At 52.3% G+C, this 16733-nt stretch carries 15 protein-coding genes; 13 read left to right on the top strand and 2 right to left on the bottom strand.

Going from position 1 to position 16733, the window contains the following annotated elements; translation table 11 throughout:
* The first annotated feature begins 4 nt into the window (after positions 1 to 4).
* From mutL to IR195_RS12840, 8 genes are all read left to right on the top strand, one after another.
* A complete protein-coding gene (gene mutL / locus IR195_RS12875; RefSeq protein ID WP_423250111.1) occupies positions 5 to 1939 on the top strand; it encodes a DNA mismatch repair endonuclease MutL in 1935 nt (644 codons plus the stop codon).
* Positions 1940 to 1981: 42 nt separating this feature from the next.
* Complete coding sequence (gene miaA / locus IR195_RS12870; RefSeq protein ID WP_206047735.1) at positions 1982 to 2920, top strand: tRNA (adenosine(37)-N6)-dimethylallyltransferase MiaA; 939 nt, start codon at positions 1982 to 1984, stop codon at positions 2918 to 2920.
* A 151-nt stretch (positions 2921 to 3071) separates the two neighbouring features.
* The gene (gene hfq, locus IR195_RS12865; protein WP_009099947.1) at positions 3072 to 3320 is read left to right on the top strand and encodes an RNA chaperone Hfq; all 249 of its coding nucleotides are present in this window, start codon (positions 3072 to 3074) and stop codon (positions 3318 to 3320) included.
* A 36-nt stretch (positions 3321 to 3356) separates the two neighbouring features.
* Entirely contained in the window at positions 3357 to 4667 is a 1311-nt protein-coding gene (gene hflX / locus IR195_RS12860; protein ID WP_125749242.1) for a ribosome rescue GTPase HflX, read from the top strand.
* A gap of 175 nt (positions 4668 to 4842) precedes the next feature.
* Positions 4843 to 6105, top strand: a complete 1263-nt coding sequence (gene hflK / locus IR195_RS12855) for an FtsH protease activity modulator HflK (protein ID WP_171880196.1) — start codon at positions 4843 to 4845, stop codon at positions 6103 to 6105.
* On the top strand, positions 6106 to 6990 hold the full coding sequence (hflC, locus tag IR195_RS12850; RefSeq protein ID WP_125749239.1) for a protease modulator HflC: 885 nt from the start codon (positions 6106 to 6108) through the stop codon (positions 6988 to 6990). It begins immediately after the preceding gene.
* 199 nt (positions 6991 to 7189) lie between these two features.
* A complete protein-coding gene (locus IR195_RS12845) occupies positions 7190 to 8383 on the top strand; it encodes an ATP phosphoribosyltransferase regulatory subunit (RefSeq protein WP_125749236.1) in 1194 nt (397 codons plus the stop codon).
* Positions 8383 to 9678 (top strand): adenylosuccinate synthase, encoded by a 1296-nt coding sequence (locus tag IR195_RS12840; protein ID WP_125749233.1) that lies wholly within the window; start codon positions 8383 to 8385, stop codon positions 9676 to 9678. The genes IR195_RS12845 and IR195_RS12840 overlap by 1 nt, the downstream gene beginning before the upstream one ends.
* Positions 9679 to 9824: 146 nt before the next feature.
* Here IR195_RS12840 and cobO read toward each other — a convergent pair whose 3' ends face one another.
* On the bottom strand, positions 9825 to 10424 hold the full coding sequence (gene cobO / locus IR195_RS12835) for a cob(I)yrinic acid a,c-diamide adenosyltransferase (RefSeq protein WP_125749230.1): 600 nt from the start codon (positions 10422 to 10424) through the stop codon (positions 9825 to 9827).
* A 221-nt stretch (positions 10425 to 10645) separates the two neighbouring features.
* Here cobO and IR195_RS12830 point away from each other — a divergent pair, with 221 nt between their 5' ends.
* The 4 genes from IR195_RS12830 (at position 10646) to IR195_RS12815 (ending at position 15653) form a co-directional block, all read left to right on the top strand.
* The gene (locus IR195_RS12830; protein ID WP_125749226.1) at positions 10646 to 11131 is read left to right on the top strand and encodes a YajQ family cyclic di-GMP-binding protein; all 486 of its coding nucleotides are present in this window, start codon (positions 10646 to 10648) and stop codon (positions 11129 to 11131) included.
* An 84-nt stretch (positions 11132 to 11215) separates the two neighbouring features.
* Positions 11216 to 13846, top strand: a complete 2631-nt coding sequence (pepN, locus tag IR195_RS12825) for an aminopeptidase N (protein ID WP_206047734.1) — start codon at positions 11216 to 11218, stop codon at positions 13844 to 13846.
* 39 nt (positions 13847 to 13885) lie between these two features.
* A complete protein-coding gene (yegS, locus tag IR195_RS12820) occupies positions 13886 to 14845 on the top strand; it encodes a lipid kinase YegS (protein ID WP_206047733.1) in 960 nt (319 codons plus the stop codon).
* A gap of 37 nt (positions 14846 to 14882) precedes the next feature.
* A complete protein-coding gene (locus IR195_RS12815; RefSeq protein WP_206047732.1) occupies positions 14883 to 15653 on the top strand; it encodes a prolipoprotein diacylglyceryl transferase in 771 nt (256 codons plus the stop codon).
* Positions 15654 to 15723: 70 nt separating this feature from the next.
* On the opposite strand, the gene IR195_RS12810 is transcribed toward IR195_RS12815, so the two are convergent.
* A complete protein-coding gene (locus IR195_RS12810; RefSeq protein ID WP_009721950.1) occupies positions 15724 to 15927 on the bottom strand; it encodes a cold-shock protein in 204 nt (67 codons plus the stop codon).
* Between the two features lie 135 nt (positions 15928 to 16062).
* Between IR195_RS12810 and IR195_RS12805 the strand changes: the two genes are divergently transcribed.
* Positions 16063 to 16719: a LysE family translocator gene (locus IR195_RS12805; RefSeq protein WP_206047731.1), complete on the top strand. Its 657-nt coding sequence runs from the start codon at positions 16063 to 16065 to the stop codon at positions 16717 to 16719.
* Positions 16720 to 16733: the final 14 nt, after the last annotated feature.

Genomic DNA, 16733 nt, shown 5'->3' with positions numbered 1-16733 from the left:
ACGGTTGTCTGAATTGATCTCTTCGCCAACGCGTATTCATGTGCTTGACCCGCGCCTAGCGAACCAAATTGCTGCGGGAGAAGTTGTCGAAAGACCTTCGTCGGTGACGAAGGAGCTGATTGAAAATGCCATTGATGCTGGCAGTCAGCGAATTGAAGTGGAGATAGAGCAAGGCGGCGCTCGGCTTATTAAAGTGCGCGACGATGGTATTGGTATTGGCGAACAAGATTTGCCCTTGGCGCTTGCTCGCCATGCGACCAGCAAAATCAATAGCCTTGAAGATCTGGAAGGCGTGAGTTCGTTGGGGTTTCGTGGTGAGGCGTTGGCCTCGATTAGCTCTGTCTCGCGGCTGGAGCTAATCTCTAATGCTGAAGAGGACCCCCGCCAAGGATGGCGTGTCGTCGCGGAGGGGCGTGGTATGGAAGCGCGGGTAACGCCTGCGCCTCACCCCCGTGGTACCAGTGTCGCGGTACGCGATCTGTTTTTTAATACACCTGCGCGGCGCAAATTTTTACGCACCGAAAAAACAGAATTTGCCCATGTTGAGGAAGCTTTTCGTCGCCAGGCGTTATCTCGTTACGACGTAGCGTGGGTACTGCGTCATAATCAGAAAGTGGTGCACCAATTGCCGCCGGGTGTGACGCCCGTCGCACGCGAGCGGCGCATTGCTTCTCTGTTGAGTAAAAACTTTATTGAGCATGCCCGCTACATTGAGCGTGAAGCGGGTGGGTTGCGAATTAGTGGCTGGGTTGGCTTGCCCACTCACTCTCGTTCTCAGGCGGATCAGCAATACTTTTTTGTTAACGGTCGCGTCGTTCGTGACCGCTTGGTCGCTCATGCTGTTCGTCAAGCTTATCGCGACGTGTTGTATAACGGCCGCCACCCCGTATTTGTGCTTTACCTGGAACTTGACCCTGATGTCGTCGATGTCAACGTGCATCCAACGAAGCATGAAGTGCGGTTTCGCGATGGGCGGATGGTGCATGACTTTCTTTACTCTAGCCTGCACCACTGCCTTGCTGCTTCTAAGCCTGCTGAAGAAGAGCAGGGTACGTCGTATGGGCATGAAGGTGAAATAGCGGAGGCAGGTGTCACGGGCAACACTAATGAGGCCAGCGATCAAACGCCTGCTCCCCGTTGGCAGCAGCAAGGGATGGCGCTGTCAGACTCGCCTGAGCGCCACCCTGGGGCAGAACGAGTGCGTCGTTTTATGCAGGGCTACCAGGCGCTGCACCCGGATCATGAAGCATCGCTATTAACGCCGCAGCCGAGTGCGCCAAGCATTAATACATCAAAAGCGACAGAAGTGCGCGAAGCTCCACAGGCGATGCCTGAACACGATGCGACCTCGGCACCGCCGTTGGGGTTTGCGCTTGGGCAGTTACATGGTGTTTATATTTTGGCGCAGAATGCGCAGGGGTTGGTGCTCGTAGACATGCACGCCGCTCACGAACGGATCGTCTACGAGCGCATGAAAAACCAGCTGGCTGCCGCCGACGGGATTGATACACAGCCGTTGCTGGTGCCAGTTTCCCTGGCTGCCAGTCGCGCCGAAGTGGCAACCGCTGAAAGTGAGCGTGATGCTATTGCTCAGTTAGGCGTTGAGCTGGACGTGGCAGGGCCGGAAACCTTGCTAGTCCGGCAATTACCAGCCCTGTTGGCTCAGGCAGATCCAGAAGCCCTGATACGTCAAATGCTCGAAGAGCTGTCGCGGTTTGGCCGAACCCATCAGGTTGAGGCACGCATTCATGAGCTGCTGTCGACCATGGCATGCCATGGTAGTGTCCGTGCAAATAGACGCTTAACCATTGATGAAATGAATGCCTTGCTGCGGGATATGGAGCGCACTGAACGAAGCGACCAGTGCAATCATGGCCGTCCAACCTGGACGCAAATGAGCATGAAAGCACTCGACCGCCTGTTCTTGCGTGGACAGTAGCGGCGTGGTGAGTTAAGACAACGAACGGAGTGCTAAGAGCAGATGGTTGACACACGCCCCTGGGCAATTTTCCTAATGGGCCCCACCGCCGCTGGTAAAACCGATACGGCGATGGCCCTGCATGAGCGTCTGGGGCATGAGCTGATCAGCGTAGACTCCGCGATGGTATATCGTGGAATGGACATTGGCAGTGCCAAGCCGAGTGCTGCCGAGTTGGCGCGCGCTCCGCATCGTCTGATTGATATTCGCGACCCAGCTGAGCCCTATTCGGCCGCTGATTTTCGTGAAGATGCGCTGCAGGAGATGCGGCAAATCAGCGCGGCAGGCAGCGTGCCATTATTGGTTGGCGGAACGATGCTCTACTTTAAGCGACTGGTGGAGGGCGTTGCTAACTTGCCCGCCGCGGATGCCGCCATACGGCAACGGCTGGAAGCTATTCGGCAGCATGAAGGGTTGGCAGCACTTCATCGTATGCTGGCTGAAGTGGATGCCGAATCCGCGCAGCGCATACATCCTAATGATCCACAGCGCTTAATGCGTGCGCTTGAAGTATATTATGTAAGTGGGCGCCCTATGAGTGAGCTGTGGGCGGAGCAGCAGCCGGAAACCTTTCCCTGGCGGGTGATGTCGATAGCATTAGCCCCGAGTGATCGCCAGTTGCTACACAACCGTATTGCAGTGCGTTTTAAAACAATGTTGGCTGAGGGCTTGATAGATGAAGTCGCCGCCCTCAAACAACGTACTGATATCCATCTTGGCTTGCCAGCAATGAAAAGTGTTGGCTATCGTCAGGTATGGGATTATTTAGACGGTAAGTATGACGAAAACGAGTTAATTGAGCGTGGCGTGATAGCAACTCGTCAGCTCGCTAAGCGGCAGCTTACGTGGTTAAGAAGTTGGCCGTCGCTGACGTGGGTAGACTCACAGCAGCCTGACGTATTGGATAAGGTGCTGAAATTCGTGCGTGAAAGCGGTGCTTAGCGTAAGATAGTGATTTCGTAAGCAAGTGTTTTCGAGTGGCCGGCTGGCTCTTTAGACAACCCCAGGCCTTTCGGGCAACAAGATTGCGGCGCAGCACCAGTAGGGCGCGCCATTTATAACCAACCCCAACGACAGTTTTAGGGAGAGCAACATGTCCAAAGGGCAGTCCCTTCAAGACCCGTACCTGAACATTTTGCGCAAGGAGCGCATTCCGGTCTCTATTTTTCTGGTGAACGGCATTAAGTTGCAAGGCCAGATTGAATCATTTGACCAGTTTGTCATTTTATTGCGCAATACCGTCAGCCAGATGGTTTATAAACACGCTATTTCCACGGTAGTGCCTTCGCGCAACGTGCGTTTGCCGGCACAAGATCCCGCCGCGCCTGACGCGGACATCTAACACCGTTGGATAGCTAGAGAGTCCACGAGGTATTGATTGTTTTTTGAGCGCCCAGATGCCGGTGAAACGGCAGTACTTGTTCACGTTGATTTTCATGATGAGCAAGCACGTGAAGACCCGGGTGAGTTCTTAGAGCTCGTGCGCTCTGCTGGCGCAGAGCCCGCGACATTACTCACTGCTAGTCGCCAGCGCCCTGACTCCCGAACGTTTATCGGGTCAGGTAAATTGGAGGAGCTGCGAGCCATGCTCGCAGCTCACCAAGCAGAACTGGTGATCTTCAACCATAGCCTAAGCCCCTCCCAAGAGCGCAACCTTGAGCATGAGCTCAAGTGTCGAGTGCTTGATCGTACCGGTTTAATACTCGATATTTTCGCGCAGCGGGCACGAACCCATGAGGGTAAGCTCCAGGTCGAGCTTGCTCAGCTTGAATATATGTCCACTCGCCTAGTACGCGGCTGGACCCACTTAGAGCGCCAGAAGGGCGGTATTGGTTTGCGTGGTCCTGGTGAAACGCAGCTAGAAACCGACCGCCGTTTGTTGCGCGGGCGCATTAAGTCTATTCACAAACGGCTCGATAAAGTGCGCAGTCAGCGTGACCAGAACCGACGCGCCCGTTCGCGTGCCGAGATTCACAGCGTTTCATTAGTTGGCTACACCAATGCCGGTAAATCGACGCTGTTTAACGCGCTGACCAATGCCGAGGTGTACGCGGCTGACCAGCTATTTGCCACGCTTGACCCCACACTTCGTCGCCTCGAAATTGAAGACGTTGGTCCTGTGGTGATGGCCGATACCGTAGGTTTTATTCGCCATCTGCCTCACAAGTTGGTTGAAGCTTTCCGGGCAACGCTTCAAGAGGCTGCGGAAGCATCGTTGTTGGTGCATGTAATAGATGCTGCTGACCCTGATCGTGATGCCAACGTTGAGCAAGTCGATCGTGTGTTAAAAGAGATAGGCGCTGATAGCGTGCCAGTTCTCAAAGTTATGAATAAAATCGATCGTCTTGATAGTGCGCCGCGAATTGAGCGCGATGGCCACGGTGTTCCTGAGGTTGTGTGGCTCTCGGCTCAGCAGGGACAAGGCCTTGATTTACTGCATGAGGCGCTAACCGAGCGTTTAGCAAATGACGTTATTGGCTTCTCGCTTACACTGTCTCCGGAGCAGGGTAAGCTGCGTGCAGGTCTGCATGAGTTGAATGCAGTTCGAGAAGAGTATTTTGATGAGCAAGGGCAATCTGTTTTGGACGTGCGCTTGCCTAGACGTGATTTTAATCAGCTCATGGCTCAACTTGGTGAGCGTGCCAATACCTATTTACCCGTCGCTTTACGCGAAATTGAAGAGTGGTAGTTAAGTAGGCTGCATCGCCTATATGAGCTTAAATATAAGTAAGTTTGGCTATGTGAGATCCTATGTGAACTCGGGTGGAAGTATGGTACAAGATTTATATAGTAATAATATTAAAAGCACCGGCCTTGCTAACGGCAAGGCTAAGTGCAGGTGAACACCTTAGTGGAGAAGAAGTATGGCCTGGAATGAGCCTGGTGGTGGCAACCAGCACGACCCCTGGAGCAGTGGTGGCCGACGTGGTAATAACGGCGGTGATCGCGGTGGAAGTAATGGTGGAGGTAATAATGGTGGCAATAATCAAGGTCCGCCCGACCTCGATGAAGCACTAAAGAAATTCCAAGATAAGTTAAACGGAATGCTGGGTGGCGGTGGCAAGAAAGGCAGTGGTGGTAACGGGGGGGGCAAAAGCGGTGGTAGTAAACCACGTAACTCGTTTGCGCTACCTGGTTTGTTGGTCGTTGTCGCTTTAGCTATCTGGGCCGCATCCGGTTTTTATCTGGTCGACCAGTCTGAGCGTGGCGTCGTGCTACGTTTTGGTGAATATCAGGGCATTGTTGACCCAGGCCTGCAGTGGAATCCGCCGCTAATTGACGATGTTCGTATGGTGAACGTGACCCGTGTTCGGTCAGTTTCCCAAACGCAGTCTATGTTGACTCGAGACGAAAATATCGTAGAAGTGGAAATTTCCGCTCAGTATCAAGTGGCTAATCCCCGCGACTTCGTATTGAACGTACGTGATCCGGCGCTTTCTATCGAGAATGCTTTGGACTCCGCCCTGCGCCACGTTGTGGGTGGCACGGACATGATCGACATTTTAACGTCGGGTCGTGAAATTTTAGGTAGCTCTGTGGCAAGCCGCCTGCAATCTTATTTGGATGCTTACGGTGCTGGTATTCGTCTACAGACAATTAACATTGAGTCGACCTCCGCGCCTGCACCCGTAATCGATGCATTCGATGATGTTATCCGTGCACGTGAAGATCGGCAGCGTACGATCAACGAGGGGATGGCCTATGCCAATGCCATTATCCCAGCGGCTCAAGGTCAAGCGCAGCGTGTGGTCGAGCAAGGTCAAGGTTACAGGGAGTCAGTCGTAGCTGAAGCGCAAGGTCAAGCTAACCGCTTTAACGCATTGTTGACCGAATATCGCAACGCGCCTGAGATTATGCGCGAGCGTATGTACCTGGATGCAATTGAAGACGTTTTTGGCAATATTCCTAAAGTACTACTGGATGTTAGCGAAAATGCGCCTTTGATGTATTTGCCATTAGATCAAATGCGTAGTGGTAGCGCTGCTGGCGGCAATACTTCTTCTAGCAATAGTGGTGATAGTAGTAGTGAATCGATTGATCCGCGTGTGCTTGATTCATTGCGGGGAAGCCAGAGTAGCTCATCCTCCTCGTCATCAAGTAACCCCATTCGCAGGGAGGGCCGCTAAATGATTAATAATCGATCCCTGCTAATCGTAGGTGGCTTGGCCGCAGTGGCTTGGCTAGCTAGTAATAGCCTGTATGTCGTGGATGAAACCGAGCGTGCCGTTAAGCTGCGTTTTGGTGAAGTCATCGAAGAGAATATTCAGCCTGGACTGCATGTCAAAATACCGATCGCGCAAACGATTCGTAAATTTGATACGCGCCTGCTGACCCTTGATACCGATACCAGTCGTTATCTGACCCTTGAGCAGAAAGCGGTTATTGTCGACTCTTACGTTAAGTGGCAGGTGGTCAACCCCACGCGTTACTACGAAGCGACGGCAGGCGATGAAATGATGGCGATTCGCCTGATTCAGCCGCGCGTAGACGAAAGCTTGCGTAACGAGTTTGGTCGCTTGAACCTTCAGGAAATTATTGCCGAACGTCGCGATGATCTGATGACCGGGCCGACCGCTGAGCTAGATGAGCTGATGCGTGATGAGCTTGGTGTGGCGATACGTGACATTCGTATCAAGCGTATCGATTTGCCAGAAGATGTATCGGCAGCGGTATTTGAGCGGATGCGTTCTGAGCGTGAGCGTGAAGCTCGTGAATGGCGTGCCCAAGGTCAGGAAGAGGCTGAACGTATTCGCGCTAATGCTGATCGTCGGCGTCAGGTACTGCTCGCCCAAGCCAATGAGCGTTCTGAAACGCTGCGCGGTGAAGGCGATGCAGAAGCCGCGGCAATTTTCTCCGAGGCTTATGGCCAGGACCAGGAGTTCTTTGCTTTCTGGCGCAGCTTGAATGCTTATCGTGAAAGTTTCTCGGGTGATGACAACCTGCTGGTACTGGAGCCGAATAGCGATTTCTTCCGCTATTTGCGTAGTGCGGTTCCTAGTAACGACGAGTAGTCATATGCGTGCCTAGCCCCGCAAGGTTATGCAAACCTAGCGGGGTTCATCTGGCGCACAAACGTGATAGACTTAATTAACCGGGCGTCGCCCGGTTTTTTTGTGGCCCTCATTTCACTAGCGCTTGTCCATGAACGCCTATAACGCGTCATGATGTAGCTGCTTGTTTGGGCCTTCATTGTCTCGCAGGATTGTTCACATGACCATCGCTGACCGCTGGCTATTGCCCGACGGCATGGATGAGGTGCTGCCGCCTCAGGCAAGCCGCATGGAAGAGCTGCGCCGTGCGCTGCTTGATCTCTACCATTGCTGGGGCTACGACCAAGTAATGCCGCCGCCGGTGGAGTTTTTGGACTCCTTGCTTACGGGTACCGGTACCGATCTAGATCTTCAGACGTTTAAATTAACTGACCAGCTAACGGGTCGAATGATGGGCGCATCTGCCGATGTGACTCCTCAGGTGGCGCGTATGGATGCCCACTCCCTGAAGCGGCAAGGGCCAGTTCGATTGTGCTACTGCACGAATGTGCTGCGTGCAAAAGCCGACCAGCACCAGGGGGGAAGAAGCCCTGTGCAGGTAGGGGTCGAGCTGTTTGGTCACGCAGGTTTAGAAGCTGACAGTGAAATTATTCATTTGGCGCTGGCCAGCTTAAAAGCAGCGGGCGCTGATGAAATTCATCTGGCGCTGGGCCATATTGGCATTTATCGTAGCCTTGTTGAGGCAGCTGCGCTTAGCGATGAGCAGGAGCGGGCGCTGTTTGAAGCATTGGCGCTCAAATCGCCGGGCCAGTTAGCTGAACTCGTTCATCGCAGTGTCAGCGACCCAGCCTTGGCAGATATGCTGATAGCGCTGGGTGAGCTGCATGGTGATGCAAGTGTGTTAGGGCAAGCGCGAGATCGTTTTGCTGGTGCCCCCGCGCCGGTGAGGGCGGCACTTGACCAGTTGGAAGCTCTCTATAAAGGCGTATTGGCGCGCTTTGACGTTTCGCTCTATTTTGATTTAGCGGAGCTGCGTGGTTATCAGTATCACACTGGTATGATGTTTGCTGCCTATGTGCCTGGTTATGGCCATGCATTGGCCAAAGGCGGGCGTTATGATGACACTGGCCGTGCTTTTGGGCGTGCGCGTCCGGCGACCGGTTTTTCTATGGATTTAAAACAATTGGCATCTCTGGCGCTGGCTTCACCCAGCCAGGGGGCTGTTTGGGCGCCTGCCCAAGAAGAAGAGTCGCTTAACGCTGCCATTGCTGCGCTGCGTGAGCAGGGTGAACGCGTGATTCAAGCGCTGCCTGGGCAGCGTACTGGGCCGGCGGAGCACAGTTGTGACCGCCGTCTTGAGTTTATTGACGGTCGTTGGCAGACAATGACCCTGACACAAGAGACGAGTGCATAATGGGTAAGAATGTCGTAGTCCTGGGTACCCAATGGGGTGATGAAGGCAAAGGCAAGATTGTTGACCTGCTCACCGAATCGGCCTCAGCAGTGGTGCGCTTTCAAGGCGGTCATAACGCAGGGCATACCTTGGTGATTGATGGTGAGAAAACGGTTCTTCACCTGATTCCCTCTGGTGTGCTGCGTCCAGGTAAGACCTGTGTGATCGGTAATGGCGTAGTATTGTCGCCTGAAGCGCTGATCAAAGAGATCCGTGAACTTGAAGAGAAGGGCGTACCGGTACGAGAGCGCCTGCGCTTGTCACCGGCTTGTCCGTTGATCCTGCCTTACCATGTGCGTTTAGACCAAGCACGTGAAAAAGCGCGCGGCATTGCTAAGATCGGCACCACTGGTCGTGGTATCGGGCCGGCTTACGAAGATAAAGTTGCCCGTCGTGGTCTGCGTTTAGGCGATATGCTTCACCGTGAGCGCTTCGCTTCGAAGCTTGGTGAGGTGTTGGACTACCATAACTTTGTGTTGGTGAACTATCACGGCGAGCCGGCGGTGGACTTCCAGGAAGTGCTGGATAGTGCTATGCAGATGGCCGAAGAGCTACGTCCGATGGTCGCAGACACCGTTAGTATGGTGCACGATCTGCGAAAAGCCGGTCAGAACATTCTGTTTGAAGGTGCTCAAGGCTCGCTGCTGGATATTGATCACGGTACCTACCCCTACGTCACCAGCTCTAATACCACCGCAGGCGGAACGGCGACCGGTTCAGGTGTTGGCCCGCTTTATCTGGACTACGTATTGGGTATCACCAAAGCCTATACCACCCGCGTTGGCTCTGGCCCATTCCCGACCGAGCTGTTTGACGACCATGGCCGTCACCTAGCCGAGCGTGGACATGAGTTTGGAGCAACTACTGGCCGCGCGCGCCGGTGCGGCTGGTTTGACGCCGTGGCATTGCGTCATGCAGTGCAGATCAACTCAGTCTCTGGTATCTGCCTAACCAAGCTTGATGTTTTGGATGGCCTGGAGAATATTCGTGTGTGCGTGGGCTATCGTAGTAAAGATGGCGATGTGCTGGATAATCCAATTGATTCAGAAGGCTACGAAGCAGTTGAGCCGTTGTACCATGATCTGCCGGGCTGGAAAGAATCTACCCTGGGTGCCAAGAAGGTTGAGGATCTGCCTGCCAACGCACGTGCTTACATCAGCTTCTTAGAAGAGCAGGTAGGTACCAGTATTGATATTATTTCAACTGGCCCTGACCGTATGGAAACCATTATCCTGCGCAACCCTTTTGAAGGGTAAGCTAGCATTCATGCATGAATCATTTGTGTGTTTGTAAGTTGCTGAGCTAATTGAGTAGCCGAAAAAATTGAGTAGTTAAAAATGAGCAGGTAAAAAAGGGGGGCGACTAAATCGCCCCCTTCTGCTTTTAATTGACTGAATTAGAACTAAAAATCAATGCCGCGACGGGCTTGCAGACCATTGTTAAACGCGTGCCGTACCTCTTGCATTTCTGTCACTGTATCTGCCATTGCCACCAAATCTCGATGAGCATTGCGCCCGGTAATAATCACCGTTTGCTCCTGCGGCCGATTGATCAGTGCTTGCTTAACTGTATCAATATCTAAATAACCAAATTTCAACATGTAAGTAATTTCATCCAGGACAACAAGGTAAGTCGCTGGGTCTGCGAGCATTTTTTCAGCTTCTTGCCATACTGCTTGGCAAGCTTGGGTATCTGACTCGCGATTCTGGGTATCCCAAGTAAAGCCCGTGGCCATGATGGCAACAGTTAGATTTGCGTCTTCTTCCAGCCGATTGCGTTCACCGCACTCCCATAATCCCTTGATAAATTGTACGACACCAACTTTGTAGCCATAGCCAAGCGAGCGAGTGACGGTGCCCCAAGCGGCAGTGGTCTTACCTTTGCCATTACCCGTATTGATTAGTAACAGCCCACGCTGCTCGGTAGCGTTGGCCACTTTCTCGTCAACGCGGGCCTTCAGTTTTTCCATCGACGCTTTGTGGCGTGCATCGCGATCGCTCATGGTCGGTGTCCATCGGTAAGTGATTAAGTCAATGATGGCTAGGTTAATTCATCCAGCGCCAATTTAATATTGCTGTGGTTAAGTCTTGTATAGCTAATGGAGGATTCTGTTCGGTTTTGAGACCCCAACATTAGCGCTGCCAGACACATTATGTAAGAAATTGGCCGGTTGGGGGCTAGCTGCTCTAGAATAGTGGGTCATGTCTTACTAGGAACGATGCCATGCCCTCATTTGATATTGTGTCAGAATTTGATCAGCACGAAGCGTCTAACGCTGTCGACCAAGCAAATCGTGAAGTGCAGTCGCGCTTTGATTTTAAAGGTGTTGACGCCAGCTTTTCACTTGAAGGAGAGAAAGTTCAGCTTGAGGCCGAGGTTGATTTCCAATTAAAACAAATGCTTGATGTGTTGCGCAATCGACTGATCGCGCGGGGGATTGATGCCCGTTGTATGGATATTCAAGACCCGCTGTTGTCTGGCGTGAAAGCCCGCCAGGAGGTCGTTCTAAAGCAAGGGCTTGATCAGGCTGAAGCAAAAGATGTGGTTAAGCGTATCAAAGCCAGCAAGCTAAAAGTGCAGGCTCAGATTCAGGGTGAAAAAGTGCGCGTTACGGGTAAAAAGCGCGACGATCTTCAGAGCGTAATGGCGCTTTTACGTGGTGAAGAGGGGCCTGAGCTACCGTTACAGTTCGATAACTTCCGTGATTAATTAACTCGGTCGACAGTCATACGATGGTGCAGCGTTAGGCGCTGCTTCATCAAATAATTTATAAGCTTACAGGAGTCACGCACTATGTCTGATCCGCAGCCGGTTTATTTAAGCGACTATCAGCCGCCCGCCTACCAAGTTACCCATACCGAGCTGACGTTTGATCTTGACCCTGCAGCAACTCGCGTGAAAGCGCGCCTGCAAATAGAGCGTCATCCAAGCACAGATTCACAGGCGCCGTTAGTACTTAACGGTGAGCATCTAACGCTGATATCACTCGCTATCGATGGCAGCCCTGTGTCTGATACTGCGTATCAGTTAACGGATGAGGTGCTGCACATAGCGGATGTGCCTGAGACCTTCATACTAGAGAGTGAGGTGGAGATTTCTCCCAGTAGCAATACTGCCTTGGAAGGGCTATACCAATCTAACGGCATGTATTGCACTCAGTGTGAAGCAGAAGGCTTTCGGCGAATTACCTATTACCCCGATCGTCCTGATGTGATGGCCACTTTTAAGGTAACAGTAATAGGTAATGCCACCAGTGAGCCGGTGCTGCTCGCCAATGGTAACCCTATTGATCAAGGTGTGTTGGAGAATGGTCGCCACTTTGCGACTTGGGAAGATCCGCACCCGAAACCCTGCTATCTATTCGCTTTAGTCGCCGGTAATTTACATAAAGTAGAAGATTCTTTTGAGACCGTGAGTGGTCGCAATGTGGCGCTGCAGTTATGGGTCGAGCAAGAGAACCTAGATAAAACCGAACATGCCATGGCGTCCCTTAAGCGTGCTATGGCGTGGGACGAACAAACCTATGGCCGCGAATACGATCTTGACCTGTTTATGATTGTGGCGGTGAATGACTTCAATATGGGGGCAATGGAAAACAAAGGGCTTAATATATTTAACTCCGCGGCGGTATTAACTCATCCTAGTACTGCGACAGACGCGGCTTTCCAAAATGTGGAAGGGATTGTTGCCCATGAATATTTCCACAACTGGTCAGGCAATCGAGTGACTTGCCGTGACTGGTTTCAACTCTCGTTAAAAGAGGGCTTTACTGTATTTCGTGACCAGTGTTTTTCCGCCGATACCAACTCGGCTCCCGTTAAGCGTATTCAAGACGTGTCGTTTTTCCGCACTGCTCAGTTCGCCGAAGATGCAGGGCCGACGGCGCATCCCATCCGGCCAGATCACTTTATTGAAATCACCAACTTCTACACCCTGACGATTTACGAAAAGGGCGCAGAGGTGGTGCGCATGCTGCGTAATTTACTGGGCTGGGAAGACTTCCGCCGTGGCTCAGACCTTTATTTTGAACGTTTTGATGGACAGGCAGTGACCATCGAAGACTTTGTGGGCTGCATGGCCGAAGTATCTGATGTCGACCTTGGCCAATTTATGCGTTGGTACTCCCAGGCAGGCACGCCTGAAATCGATGCGCACGGTGAATACGACTATGCTCATGGGGAGTATCACCTCACTCTGCGCCAACGTACCCCCGCAACCCCAGGGCAAGCCGACAAACTGCCGTTACACATTCCCATACGTATGGGGCTAGTGGGCACCAAGTCGGGGCAGGACCTGACCCTAACACTGTCAGGTGAGAAGCTAGGTAGCGACGCTGTTATTCATCTTACTGAAGATGAACAGAGGTTTGTCTTTAGTGATGTTGCTGAAGCGCCTGTTCCTTCACTGCTGCGTGATTTTTCTGCACCCGTGAAGCTACACTTTCCCTATTCACGCGAAGATCTTGCGTTTTTGCTGACGCATGATAGCGATGGCTTTAACCGTTGGGATGCGGGTCAGCGGCTTGCTATGCTGGCGTTAGATGATCTGATTGCTGCACACCGTAATGGTGTTGAAAAGGTCATGGATAGTCGTGTTGTGGAAGCCTTTAGAGTGCTCCTTACCGGCTCTATGAGCGATAAAGCGGTACTGGCAGAAATGCTGACGCTACCCTCTGAAGCTTATATTGCCGAGCAGCAGCCGATTGTCGATGTGGACGCCATACACGCCGCTCGCGAATTTGTGCGCCAGTCGCTAGCTGTTGCGCTGCGTGATGAATTTGTCGCCGTTTATAGAGCGAACCAAAGCGATGAACCCTATGCGCCAACGCCTGAACAGATCGCCCAGCGTAGTCTCAAAAACGTCGCCTTAACGTATTTAATGGCGATTGAGGACGAAGAGGGAGTTGCGTTTTGCGAAACGCAGTTTGCTGCGGAACATAACATGACCGATGTTCGTCATGCGCTGACCCTGTTGGTGCATAGCAACCGTGATGATATTGCCTCTCCCGCATTGAAAGCATTTGGCGAAAAATGGGCACATGACCCGTTGGTGATGGATCAGTGGTTCACCATACAGGTGTCACGCCCGCAATCAGATGTTTTGGAGCGTGTTCAATACCTAATGCAGCACCCGGCATTTTCAATTAAGAATCCTAATAAAGTGCGTGCCCTGATCGGAGCATTTGCTCAAAATCGGATTAATTTCCATCGTTTAGATGGCAAAGGGTACGCGCTGTTAGCCGACGTGGTCATTGAGCTAAATCGCCTCAATCCCGAAATAGCCGCACGCCTAGTGACACCGTTAACCCGTTGGCAGCGTTTCGACGAAGAGCGTCAACAGTTAATGCGTGATGAGCTTGTGCGTATTAAGCAGGAGCCTTTATCTTCAAACGTATTTGAAGTCGTTGAGAAAGCGCTGGCATAAGGCAAGCCTGCGAACTAACCATGGAGAGGGAATGCGCCGGTGACAGATACACAGCAGCACAATTTACTGATTATTAACGGTAAGTCTGCCGGTAACCCGGCGCTGCGCGAAGCAGTTGAAGAGCAGCGCAAGGCAGGGATGTCGATTATTGTACGTGCGACCTGGGAAGGTGGCGATGCCGCTGAGTTCGCTGCCCAAGCAGTAGAGCTAGGCGCTACGCGGGTGATTGCCTGCGGTGGCGATGGCACCGTTAATGAAGTGGTTAACGGGCTCATGCGGATTGCCTATGATTTGCGACCGGCACTAGGCATTGTGCCGTTAGGCAGTGCCAACGATTTTGCTACCTCCCTGGGTTTGCCGCTGGAGCCAGGGCCAGCGCTTAAAGCCGCAGGGTACTTGTCTCCAGCGCCGATTGATGTGATCAGAATGACCGCTCAGTCAGGCTCAGAAAAAGCGATTAGCTATTACGTCAACATGACAACCGGCGGATTTGGCGCTGAAATTACCTCATCGACCCCCAAAACGCTAAAGCGCATGTTAGGCGGTGGCGCATACTCCCTAATGGGGGCTTTGAAAGCATGGCGGCACCGTAGTTATTGCGGCACGTTGCACTGGGGGGATCAGCAGCAAGACGTATCGCTGTTGCTTCTTGCGTTGGGTAATGGCCGCCAATCTGGCGGCGGGCAAGTCTTAGCGCCAAGGGCTAAGCTCGACGATGGCCGTTTCGATGTGCTATTGGTGAAGGACTTTTCATCAGCGACAGAGTTGCCGAGGTTGTTAAATGAACTGCAGCAGTTCCCTGCCGACGGCCGCTTCGTGCGTTATTTTACTGCCAGCGAGCTGTCAGTGACGACTCAGCCATCTGACGAGCCTTGGCCGTTAACCTTAGACGGAGAGGCGCGTCGCTACGAGCGATTTTGCGTCGAAGTTGTGCCACTGGCGCTGAAAGTGCTGCTGCCGGAAGGTTGCTCATTATTGACGGCTAATGATCGCCACTAAATGTTATTTATTTGAAGCACTGTTAAGGAGAAATCCAATGGTAAATCGCTTTTGGATGCCGCTACTGGCCAGTCTCGCGCTGCTGCTAAGTGCCTGTGGCGATGCACAGGAAGATACCACGACAGAAAATCAAGAGGGCGCCGCTAGCAGTGACGTGGATGCTCAACAGGCGCCTGCTGCTGAAGAGGGTGGCGAAGAGGCAGATGAAGTCGCTAGTGCGGATGATAGCGAAGAAGGTGCTGAAGCGCCTCAAGCGACAGAGCAGCTAGAGGAAGCAGAGGCGCTCAAAGATGACAGTGATGATGGGTCGGAAGTTGTAACGCCGTCCAATAACGAAGAGGTGCAGGCGGATGAAAACACGCTTGCGGCTGACCCGGAAGATGCACTCGATGAAGCCAGTGCTATGCCGGGTGAAACCACTCGTTCAGATGTCGATGACGTTATTGCTGAAACTGAGCGCCGCTTTGAAGAAGCCCAGCGTCGCTTAGATGAGCAGTTTCAGGAAGTCGAGCAGCAGACACCGACCTTGGAGCCGATGGATGGTGACGCTCCAGCCCCCAGTTGGGAAACGGAGTCCAGCTTACCCGCTGCATCTGACTTAGATGATAATTTGGAAGCCACCGACGTAGATGCGCTGCTTGAAGACACTGAGCGACGTTTTGAAGAAGCGCAAAAGCGTTTAGAAGAGCAGTTTGAGGCCCTCGAGCGTGAGCAACCGATCAGTGAAAGTATGGATAGTGACAGTATGGATAATGACAGTATGAACAGCGTTAGTGAGGAGCCAGAAGCTGAGCGCGATCAGGAGTAATAGGCGTTCATAATCAACGAATACGAATAAGACCCGCAACTTGAGCGGGTCTTGTTTTATTCCTCTGGTGTTAGACCGGACGAATGTTAGAAGCCTGAAGGCCTTTTTTACCCTGTGTTACCTCAAAGCTGACTTTTTGACCGTCTTGCAGGGTCTTGAAACCTTCAGCTTGAATCTCAGAGAAATGGGCAAAAAGATCGTCACCGCCGTCATCAGGAGAGATGAAGCCGTAACCTTTGGTCTCGTTGAACCACTTGACAGTGCCAGTTGCCATCGTGCATATCCTTAACATGCTTAATAATTGGGCAAGCATTCATTGCGAACGCCTGCCAAAATTAATGTAGAAGCAAATAATTCAGACGTCCAGCTGCGGGCTTAGGATTTTTTAACTTTTGGCGGGTTTTAAATCATGATGCAAATCGGCTTTATCGACGCTCAGTTTGTCTCGTTCCTTGTAGCGATAACGCTACTATCAATAAGCCCTGGCGTTGATACGCTGCTCGTCATCCGCAACACTGCCCGCGGCGGTGTTCGTGATGGCGTTGCAACCAGTATCGCTATTTGCTGCGGGTTATTTGTCCACGCCACTATTTCAGCGTTGGGTATTTCATTGATACTACTGCAGTCGGCCTGGGCATTTCATATGCTAAAACTGGTGGGGGCGGCTTACTTGATTTGGCTGGGCGTCTCCAGCCTGCTAGCGGCGCGGCGTGGCACTCCCTTGCCTGTTAAAGGTGTGATGACAAGTGGCTCACCAGTGCCATTTTGGCAACCTATTAAAGAAGGGTTGCTCTCTAATGTCTTGAACCCCAAAACCGTGGTGTTCTATATGGCATTTTTACCCCAATTTATCTCGCCTTCTGACCCAGCATTGCTGAAATCATTATGGCTTGCAGGGGTTCATTTCGTGATTGCTAATATCTGGCAAATTAGCGTGGTGCTAATGGTGGGCGGGGCAAGTAAATGGTTGGCCAGCGCGCGTTTTGCACAAACGCTCAATGCCGCCACCGGTGTGGTGCTGGTGGTATTTGGCGTTCGTTTAGCGTTAGAACAGCGCCCGGTATAAACGGGGCGCTGTAT

It is taken from the genome of Vreelandella venusta (genome assembly GCF_015689495.1).
GTDB classification, from domain to species: Bacteria; Pseudomonadota; Gammaproteobacteria; order Pseudomonadales; family Halomonadaceae; genus Vreelandella; species Vreelandella venusta.
This window is presented reverse-complemented; position numbering and strand designations above follow the sequence as displayed.

What these genes read in the sequence shown, in the direction of transcription:
- miaA (WP_206047735.1), top strand. Translation starts at nt 1,982, where the DNA reads ATGGTTGACACACGCCCCTGGGCAATTTTCCTAATGGGCCCCACCGCC.
- hfq (WP_009099947.1), top strand. Translation starts at nt 3,072, where the DNA reads ATGTCCAAAGGGCAGTCCCTTCAAGACCCGTACCTGAACATTTTGCGC.
- hflK (WP_171880196.1), top strand. Translation starts at nt 4,843, where the DNA reads ATGGCCTGGAATGAGCCTGGTGGTGGCAACCAGCACGACCCCTGGAGC.
- hflC (WP_125749239.1), top strand. Translation starts at nt 6,106, where the DNA reads ATGATTAATAATCGATCCCTGCTAATCGTAGGTGGCTTGGCCGCAGTG.
- IR195_RS12845 (WP_125749236.1), top strand. Translation starts at nt 7,190, where the DNA reads ATGACCATCGCTGACCGCTGGCTATTGCCCGACGGCATGGATGAGGTG.
- IR195_RS12840 (WP_125749233.1), top strand. Translation starts at nt 8,383, where the DNA reads ATGGGTAAGAATGTCGTAGTCCTGGGTACCCAATGGGGTGATGAAGGC.
- cobO (WP_125749230.1), bottom strand. Translation starts at nt 10,424, where the DNA reads ATGAGCGATCGCGATGCACGCCACAAAGCGTCGATGGAAAAACTGAAG.
- IR195_RS12830 (WP_125749226.1), top strand. Translation starts at nt 10,646, where the DNA reads ATGCCCTCATTTGATATTGTGTCAGAATTTGATCAGCACGAAGCGTCT.
- pepN (WP_206047734.1), top strand. Translation starts at nt 11,216, where the DNA reads ATGTCTGATCCGCAGCCGGTTTATTTAAGCGACTATCAGCCGCCCGCC.
- IR195_RS12815 (WP_206047732.1), top strand. Translation starts at nt 14,883, where the DNA reads ATGGTAAATCGCTTTTGGATGCCGCTACTGGCCAGTCTCGCGCTGCTG.
- IR195_RS12810 (WP_009721950.1), bottom strand. Translation starts at nt 15,927, where the DNA reads ATGGCAACTGGCACTGTCAAGTGGTTCAACGAGACCAAAGGTTACGGC.
- IR195_RS12805 (WP_206047731.1), top strand. Translation starts at nt 16,063, where the DNA reads ATGATGCAAATCGGCTTTATCGACGCTCAGTTTGTCTCGTTCCTTGTA.